The following is a 6,748-nucleotide window of genomic DNA, read 5'->3' as shown; positions in this document are numbered from 1 at the left end:
CTTTTGATCTTGAAACAACGTCAAAAGATCGCAGCCTGCGGCAGCTCCTACATGGAATATCGCGTTACGGCTGATCGTTATAGACGAACTTAGGCATTTCCCAGTGGAAGCGGATCGCCAGCAGGCGCAGCAGGAAGCCGCCGAACAACGTAATCAGGATCGCCTGTTCGCTTGGCACATTCAGATACAGGCAAAGCATGTAACACCACGCCGCGGCGAACGAGACGCTGGCGTAGAGTTCTCGGCGGAAGATCAGCGGGATGTCGTTGCAGAAGATGTCGCGGAGGATGCCGCCGAAGACGCCGGTGATCACGCCGCTGACCGAGGCAACCAGCATGCCGTGGCCCATTTCCAGTGCGGTCATGCAGCCGATCAGGGTGAAGGCCACCAGACCGACGGCGTCGAGCACCAGAAACAGTGAGCGCAGGTGGCGCATCCAGCGGGCGGTGAACACGGTGAACATCGCCGCGACCGAGGTCAGCACCAGGTATTCCGGGTGTTTGACCCACGTCAGCGGGTAGTGTCCGAGCAGTACGTCGCGCACCGAACCGCCGCCCAATGCCGTGACGCAGGCGATCAGCACCACGCCAAACCAGTCCATGCCGCGACGACCGGCAGACAGCGCGCCGGTCATGGCTTCAGCGGTGATGGCAATCAGATAGAGCATCAGCAACATGGTGGCGATCCAGTCAGGAAGGCGCGCAGTCTAGCCATTTCGGTGCGGCACCAAAAGAGGGCGCCGCAGCAAACACAAAACCCCGTAGGAGCTGCCGCAGGCTGCGATCTTTTGATCTTTGTTTTAAACCTCAAAAACAAGATCAAAAGATCGCAGCCTGCGGCAGCTCCTACAGGGATCGCATCAGAACTTGATGAAGTGCTTGCGGTAGTGCTGCAGCTCGGCGATCGATTCGCGAATATCGTCCAGCGCCAAATGGGTGCTGCCCTTTTTGAAGCTGTCGCGTACGTCCGGTGCCCAGCGTGCCGCCAGTTCCTTGAGCGTCGAGACGTCGAGGTTGCGGTAGTGGAAATAGCTTTCCAGCGCTTTCATGTGGGTATAAAGGAAGCGCCGATCCTGGCAGATGCTGTTGCCGCAGATCGGCGACTTGCCCTTCGGCACCCATTTCTCGAGGAAGGCGATGGTTTCCGCTTCGGCTTCGGCCATGCTGATGCGGCTGTCGCGCACGCGCTGGGTCAGGCCGGAGTTGCCGTGGGTGCGGGTGTTCCATTCGTCCATGCGCGCGAGCACTTCGTCGCTGTGGTGGATGGCGATCACCGGGCCTTCGGCCAAGGTGTTGAGGTCACTGTCGGTGACGATGGTGGCCATTTCGATGATGACGTCGTTGTCCGGGTCAAGGCCGGTCATTTCGAGGTCGATCCAGATCAGATTCTGCGGGTTTTGCATGTTTCGGCTCCTGAGCAATGCTGCGCAGTTTAGCCTAGGCCGGCTGCCGGGCGTGCTAAACTCGCGGCCGTTTTACCTAATCGCTGCATTCTTCAGACGGAACACCCATGGCCAAACGCCAACTCAATCGTCGTCAAAACTGGCGCATCGAAAAGATTCAGGGCGAACGCGCCGCACGCGCCGCCAAACGCGAGTCCTCGGCTGTCGAAGCCCTGGAGGGCGGCGACCTGGGCCCGGAACAGACCGGTCTGGTGATCGCTCACTTCGGCGTGCAAGTCGAAGTCGAGGCCATTGACGGCGAACAGGCCGGCCAGGTTTTCCGCTGCCACTTGCGCGCCAACCTGCCTGCACTGGTGACCGGCGACACGGTTGTCTGGCGTGCCGGCAATCAGGGCATCGGTGTGATCGTCGCGCAATTGCCGCGTACCACCGAACTCTGCCGTCCGGACAGCCGAGGCCAGTTGAAGCCGGTCGCGGCCAACGTCGACATGATCGTCATTGTCTTCGCCCCGCTGCCCGAGCCGCATGCCAACCTGATCGACCGCTATCTCGTCGCCGCCGAACACGCCGGCATCCGCCCGTTGCTGCTGCTGAACAAATTCGACCTGATCGACGAGCACAACGCACCGGCGCTCAATGCGCTGCTGGCGGTGTACCGCACGCTCGGTTATCCGGTGCTGGAAGTGTCGGCGCACCACGGTGACGGCATGGAACAGCTGCAAAAGCAGCTCGACGGACGCATCAGCGTGTTCGTCGGTCAGTCCGGTGTCGGCAAGTCGTCGCTGGTCAACAGCTTGCTGCCTGAAGTCGAAACCCGCGTCGGGCCGCTGTCCGAGTTGTCCGGTCAGGGCACGCACACGACGACCACCGCGCGCCTGTTCCACTTCCCCGGCGGCGGTGAGCTGATCGACTCCCCGGGTATCCGTGAATTCGGCCTCGGCCACGTCAGCCGCGCCGATGTTGAAGCCGGTTTCATCGAGTTCGACGACCTGCTCGGCACTTGCCGTTTCCGCGACTGCAAGCACGACCGCGAACCCGGTTGTGCGTTGCTCAAAGCTCTGGAAGACGGCCGCGTTCAGCAACAGCGCATGAACAGCTACCGCTCGATCATCGCCAGCCTGCCCGAAAACGGCTATTAAACAGTCGCACCGGCAGCCCTTTCCCCAAGGGCTGCCGGAGGTCGGTTTTTCCCTGACACCCTCCTCCCTTTTTTAAACATCGGTCTTTTCTGTAGGACTTTTGCACGCCTGCTTGCAGGACATTTCTCTTTCTTCGCCCAAGCCTTGTGGGCACGCTTCATGAGCCTACATTGAGTTCCTCGTCGCACGTTCGCGCCCCAGAGGACCCCCCATGCAAACCTACCATTTGTTCATCAGCCACTCGTGGAACTACTCCCACGCCCACGACAATCTGGTGCGCCTGCTCAGTGCCCACCCCGACTTCACCTACAAGAATTTTTCGGTGCCGCCGCACAACCCGATCATGGGCGCGCAGACTGACAAACAGCTCGAAGAAGCCATCGAAAACAAGATTCGTCCGTGCTCGGCGGTGCTGATCATGGCCGGCATGTATTCGACCTACAGCAAGTGGATCAACAAGGAAATCGAGATCGCCAAGCGCATGGGCAAGGTGATCATCGCGGTGAAACCGTTCGGCGCCGAGCGCATTTCCACGGTGGTGCGTAACGCCGCACACGCCGAATGCGCGTGGAACACCAACAGCATCGTCGGCGCGATCCGCCTGCACACGGCGGCCTGATCATGCGCAAGGGACTGTTTATCGGCATCAACGACTACACGCATATTTCGCGCCTGAGCGGTTGCAGCAATGACGCCATGGCCATGGCCTCGGTGCTGAAAACCGACGCCGACGGCGACCCCAACTTCAAGAACGTCGTGCTGACGTCGGCTGAGGATTACCTGGGTCGGGAGATGCTCGAAGACCAGATCCGCGAGCTGTTTTCCGGCGACTGCAATGTCGCCCTGCTGTATTTCGCCGGGCATGGCGGTTTCGATACCGACAATGACGAAGGCATGTTGCTGCCCCAGGATTATCGCAACGCCAAGGACGGCATCCGCATCAGCGACATCCTCAACTGGGCGAGCAAAGCCACACGCATCAAGAACAAAGTGATCATCCTCGATTGCTGCCAAAGCGGCGCCGCCGGTGAAGTGCGCGCCTTGCGCAGCGAAAGCAGTGTGGTCGGCGAAGGCATGACCATTCTGACCGCGTGCAAAAAGGAAGAACCGGCCATGGAAGGCGCGCAACACGGCGTGTTTACCGGATTGCTGCTGCAGGCTTTGCACGGCGGCGCGGCGAACATTCTCGGCAAGATCACGCCCGGCAGCCTCTACTCCTTCGTCGACAACGCGCTCGACGCGTGGGAACAACGCCCTGTGTTCAAGACCAATGTGTCGCAGTTCATTTCCCTGCGCGAAGTCTCGCCGCTGATCCCCAAAGAGATCCTGCGCAAACTGCCCGAATGGTTTGCCGAAGCCGAATCGACCTACCCGCTCGATCCCAGCTACGAACCGACCGAGGCCAGCTTCAATCCGGAACACGGCGAGGTCTTCGCGCAACTGCAGAAGTGCAATCGCCACAGCCTGATCGAACCGGTCGACGCCGAGCACATGTACTACGCCGCCCTCCACTCCACCGGCTGCCGCCTCACCGCGCTCGGCGCCTACTACCGCGAACTCGCAATCAAAGGACACTTCTGATGCCTGTGTTTATCAGCTACCGCCACATGGATCGTATGCAGGCCATGGCGATCAACAGTCGTCTGAAACAGGCGAACATCAAGACTTATCTGGATGTGCTCGATCCGGAATCACAGACCACCGACGACATCACCGGCGTCATCACCCGCAACATCACCGAGTGCACGCACTTGCTGGCGGTGGTGTCGGAGCGGACGGCTTCGTCGTGGTGGGTGCCGTTCGAGATTGGCGAGGCGACCATCAGCAACCGGCGGATCTGCTCGTTCAAGACCGGGCCGGCGGAGCTGCCGCTGTATCTGGATAAATGGCCGAAATTGAGTACGGATAAAGATCTGGATTTCTTTATTGATGCTTATCGTGAGGAAGTGACGAACAAGCGCTCGGTGATGCTGGATTCGATGAGTGAGTCGATGAAGGGGACTTACAAGAGGAATGCCGAGCAGTTTCATGATCAGTTGAAGGGCAGGATTCGGCGGGGGTTTTGAGACCTCACTGACCGCCTTCCAATCATTTTCGTGGCGTTACGAAAATGATCTGCAAAATGAAACCGACAGCCACAAAAAAGCCGACATCACTGTCGGCTTTTTCGTTTCTTACTGCTTCGGCGCAGGAGCCGGCGCTGGCGCTGGCGCCGCACTCCCCGGTTCCGCCGGTTTCGGCGCGGCGTCATCAAACAAGTTCAGCCGTTCACGCAACTCATGCGGCGGCACCGGTTGCTGATCCGCCGGCAGAGCATTCGGATCAACCGGCGTTGCCGGGGTGGCGCCGTTGTGGCTTTCATCGACTGGTTTCGCTGCGTCTGCACCTTGCGCGCCCTCGATCGCTTCCTGGGCCTTTTTGGTCAGGACGACGATGTCGATACGACGGTTGACCGGATTGAACGGGTTTTCCCGGTCGAACAGCGCCGACGAGGCATAACCGACGACCCGCGCCACTTGCGCATCCGGATAGCTACCCGCTACCAGTGCACGACGTGCAGCGTTGGCGCGGTTGGCCGACAGCTCCCAGTTTCCGAAATCGCCGGTGCCAGTGTACGGCTTGGCGTCGGTGTGGCCGCTGATGCTGATTTTGTTCGGCACCGCTTTGATCGTATCGGCCATCGCCAGCAGGATGTCTTCGAAATACGGCTTCAGGCGTGCAGAACCTGAGTCGAACATCGGCCGGTTTTCAGCGTCCATGATCTGGATGCGCAAACCATTCGGAGTGATCTCGAAGAGGATCTGATCCTTGAATTTCTGCAGCTGCGGGTTCTCGTCAACCTTGTTCTGCAGTTCTTGCAGGAGCAGTTCCAGACGTTCTTTCTCGACCTGCTCGGCCATGCCTTCGACCTGTTCGGTGTCGACGGTGACCTTGTCTGGTTGCGGCTGGGATTTCACCTCAGGGTTGAGGGTGTTTTCCGGCGCCAGGGTCGGCGTGCCGCCCAAGTCGATGATGTACGGCGTGCCGCTTTCGGAGAAGCCGACCGGGTCTTTGAAATAACCGGCGATGGCGATCTTCTGCTCGGGTGTGGCGGTGGACAACAGCCACAGCACGAGGAAGAACGCCATCATCGCCGTCGCAAAGTCGGCGAAGGCGATTTTCCACGCCCCGCCGTGATGCCCACCGGCTATGCGCTTGACGCGCTTGATGATAATCGGCTGATTATTTTCCATGACTTAGCGACCGCGAACCGCTTGTTCCAGCTCGGCGAAGCTTGGACGGTGCGCCGGGTACAGCACTTTGCGCCCGAACTCCACTGCCAGCGACGGCGGCATGCCGGAAGCCGAAGCCACCAGCGAGGCCTTGATGGCTTCGTAAACGTTCAGCTCTTCCTTGGCGTCGTGGGCCAGCGAATGCGCCAGCGGGCCGAAGAAACCGTACGCGGCGAGAATACCGAAGAAGGTACCGACCAGTGCCGCACCGACGTGCAGACCGATGGATTTCTGATCGCCTTCACCCAGCGAGGCCATGGTCACCACGATACCGAGTACCGCCGCAACGATACCGAAACCCGGCATGGCGTCGGCGATGCCGTTCACCGCGTGGGATGGGTGTTCGAGGTCTTCTTTAAGGCTGTACAGCTCCATGTCGAACAAGCCTTCCAGCTCGTGCGGGGCCATGTTGCCGGACGACATGATGCGCAGGTAATCGCAGATGAACGCGGTCATGCGTTCATCTTTGAGCACGGCCGGGTACTTGGCGAAGATCGGGCTCGCGGCGGCATCTTCGATGTCGCCCTCGATGGCCATCATGCCTTCGCGGCGGCTCTTGTTGAGGATCTCGTAGATCAGACCCAGCACTTCCAGATAGAACGTGTGGGTGAAGCGCGAACTGAACATGCTCAGGGACTTCTTGAGCACGTGCATCGTCATGTAGCCGGGGTTGGCCTGCAGGAACGCACCGAGTGCCGCGCCACCGATAATCAACACCTCGAAAGGCTGGATCAGGGCGGCAATTTTGCCGTGGGAAAGCACGTATCCGCCGAGCACGCTCGCGAATACGACGATGATGCCGATAATTTTAGCCATAGGTAGAAAGTACTTATTTAAGTCGGGTTCAAGGTCATATTCGGAAGTTAAAAAATCTCTTCTTCTACTTATCGGCAAAACTGCGCCAGACTATAGCCAGTTCAGGCGAAAAGCCAATT

At 59.4% G+C, this 6,748-nt stretch carries 8 protein-coding genes; 4 read left to right on the top strand and 4 right to left on the bottom strand.

The annotated features are described in order from the left end of the window. Nucleotides 1–64: 64 nt before the first annotated feature. Both GVL50_RS03155 and orn read right to left on the bottom strand, forming a co-directional pair. Entirely contained in the window at nucleotides 65–676 is a 612-nt protein-coding gene (locus GVL50_RS03155; protein ID WP_053116765.1) for a trimeric intracellular cation channel family protein, read from the bottom strand. A gap of 183 nt (nucleotides 677–859) precedes the next feature. After that, entirely contained in the window at nucleotides 860–1,402 is a 543-nt protein-coding gene (orn, locus tag GVL50_RS03150; protein WP_053116764.1) for an oligoribonuclease, read from the bottom strand. A gap of 107 nt (nucleotides 1,403–1,509) precedes the next feature. Between orn and rsgA the strand changes: the two genes are divergently transcribed. The 4 genes from rsgA to GVL50_RS03130 all read left to right on the top strand — a co-directional run bounded on the left by rsgA (nucleotide 1,510) and on the right by GVL50_RS03130 (nucleotide 4,607). Next, the gene (gene rsgA, locus GVL50_RS03145) at nucleotides 1,510–2,541 is read left to right on the top strand and encodes a small ribosomal subunit biogenesis GTPase RsgA (protein WP_007915800.1); all 1,032 of its coding nucleotides are present in this window, start codon (nucleotides 1,510–1,512) and stop codon (nucleotides 2,539–2,541) included. A 211-nt stretch (nucleotides 2,542–2,752) separates the two neighbouring features. Further along, on the top strand, nucleotides 2,753–3,160 hold the full coding sequence (locus tag GVL50_RS03140; RefSeq protein WP_053116763.1) for a TIR domain-containing protein: 408 nt from the start codon (nucleotides 2,753–2,755) through the stop codon (nucleotides 3,158–3,160). 2 nt (nucleotides 3,161–3,162) lie between these two features. Continuing rightward, nucleotides 3,163–4,122 (top strand): caspase family protein, encoded by a 960-nt coding sequence (locus GVL50_RS03135; RefSeq protein WP_053116762.1) that lies wholly within the window; start codon nucleotides 3,163–3,165, stop codon nucleotides 4,120–4,122. Continuing rightward, a complete protein-coding gene (locus GVL50_RS03130; protein ID WP_053116761.1) occupies nucleotides 4,122–4,607 on the top strand; it encodes a toll/interleukin-1 receptor domain-containing protein in 486 nt (161 codons plus the stop codon). Before GVL50_RS03135 ends, GVL50_RS03130 begins: the two co-directional genes overlap by 1 nt. A 108-nt stretch (nucleotides 4,608–4,715) precedes the next feature. On the opposite strand, the gene motB is transcribed toward GVL50_RS03130, so the two are convergent. Together motB and motA are read right to left on the bottom strand one after the other, a co-directional pair. Next, nucleotides 4,716–5,774, bottom strand: a complete 1,059-nt coding sequence (gene motB, locus GVL50_RS03125) for a flagellar motor protein MotB (RefSeq protein ID WP_159811708.1) — start codon at nucleotides 5,772–5,774, stop codon at nucleotides 4,716–4,718. A gap of 3 nt (nucleotides 5,775–5,777) precedes the next feature. Next, nucleotides 5,778–6,629, bottom strand: coding sequence for a flagellar motor stator protein MotA (motA, locus tag GVL50_RS03120; protein WP_053116758.1), 852 nt, complete (start codon nucleotides 6,627–6,629; stop codon nucleotides 5,778–5,780). Between the last annotated feature and the right edge of the window lie 119 nt (nucleotides 6,630–6,748).

The sequence above is a fragment of the Pseudomonas sp. 18058 genome (assembly GCF_902706155.1).
Classification (GTDB): domain Bacteria; phylum Pseudomonadota; class Gammaproteobacteria; order Pseudomonadales; family Pseudomonadaceae; genus Aquipseudomonas; species Aquipseudomonas rustica.
Note: the sequence above shows the minus strand (reverse complement) of the source record. Positions and strands in the feature narration are given on the sequence as shown.